Raw genomic sequence first — 1576 nt, 5'->3', positions numbered from 1 at the left:
CGCTTCGCCGTCCTGGCCAGGGAGCGGTATCAGCACCTGCCCGGAACGCTGGTAGTCATCAACCACCAGAGTGATTGGGACGGGCCGATTGTCGGCGGCCTGGTCTGCCTGATCAGTGGTCCCCGTGGGGTGGGTCGCCGGACGAGCTTCCTGACCCGCGGCGACCTCGGCCGGCCTGATTTCATCCCGAAGTACCTCTTGCCCGGCCGGGGCTGGGCCCGGGTCCTCCTGGGCCGGGTTAGCCTGGCTCCGATCATCGAGGCCCTGGGCGTACGGTCGGTGCCGAGCCTGGACGACCCACTGGCCGGGACACGTCGAGAACGGGTCCGGATGGTCCGGGCGGCCCTCGACCGCGCCGCTTTCGAGCTGGACCGGGGCGGCTGCGTCATGGTCGCCCCCGAGGGGCGGTTCACCCCCGACGGAGCCCTGGCCCCGATCAGCGGCTCGGTGGCCAGGTTGGGGCCCCACGCCCGGGTCATTCAGCCGGTAACGATCACCTACGATCCGACCCAGCCCGGGCGAACGGGCTTGACAGTCAACTTCCAGGACCCCATCTTCCCGGCCGGTTACGCCGCGGGGGACTTCCTCGAAGAGGAGGTCTCGCGGCGGCTTCGGTCGGGAATCGTTTTCGGGCTCGGTCAGATGGCCGGGCTGTTGGCCACCGCCGGCCTGCCGGCCGAGGCGGCCCTGCGAAACCTGACCCCAGATCATCTGGCCGGGGCCGTCGCCGGGTTGTCGGTCGCCCTGAGCGCGGCCGGTCGGACGGTCGACCCATCATTGCTGCGGATCACTTCGGCCGGCCTGTGGCGGCGCTGGCGCCGCTGGAAGGCGCGGGGCTCGGCCGGGCCGGTCGGCGAGCCGGCCACCCATAGAGCGGGCAATCGGGCCCCCTGGGCCCTGGCCTACTGGAGCCGACAGGCCGCCGACGCCCTACGAGACCTGCCCGGCCCCGAGCGCGAGCGGGTCTTCGGGACCGCGGCCGCCTGGGCCAGAGCGGTCACCACCGGCGCGGCCACCGCCGGTGCTGCCGCCGCGGACGCTGCCGATGATGTCGCCGGGGCGAGGGTGGGGGTCGGCAGGGCCCGCCTCCGGCTATGGCTGGCCCGGGTCGAGCCCTGGCTCCGCCCGATTGGGACGACGGCCGTCTTCATCCTGACTGTCCTGGCGGTTGGCTACATGTTCCGGAAGGTGCCTTTTAACAAGGTCGTCGAGGCCACCAGGGGCTACTCCCTAAGCTGGATGGTCGTCGGGTTGACCCTCAACCTGGCGGGATACTTCACCCGAGTCCCCGTCTGGAGGGCTTTCCTCGAGGAGGCCCCCCGCCCGGTCTCGACCCGGGAGGTCTTCGACCTTTACATCGGAGGGGCGTTCATCAACAACTTCGTTCCCCTCCGCGGTGGCGACGTGGCTCGGGTCGTCTACCTGGCCAAGCAGATGGGGCTGGGGTGGGGAAGGGGGGTCACCCTGGTCGCCGCGGAGCATGCCTTCGACCTGGTGGTCATCGGCGGATACGGGGTGGTCGGCGTCCTCCTCACCCCCGCCGCCCCGGTCTGGGCCGGACACCTGGTGGGTGCCT

Annotated in this window: 1 protein-coding gene; it reads left to right on the top strand. The window is 71.3% G+C overall.

The genetic code is table 11. The features are described from left to right. The coding region (locus tag VGL40_03370; protein ID HEY3314309.1) for a lysylphosphatidylglycerol synthase domain-containing protein at positions 1–1576 on the top strand (1576 nt) is incomplete at both ends.

It is taken from the genome of Bacillota bacterium, assembly GCA_036504675.1.
Lineage (GTDB): Bacteria > Bacillota > Sulfobacillia > JAJYWN01 > JAJZPE01 > DASXUT01.
Note: the sequence above shows the minus strand (reverse complement) of the source record. Positions and strands in the feature narration are given on the sequence as shown.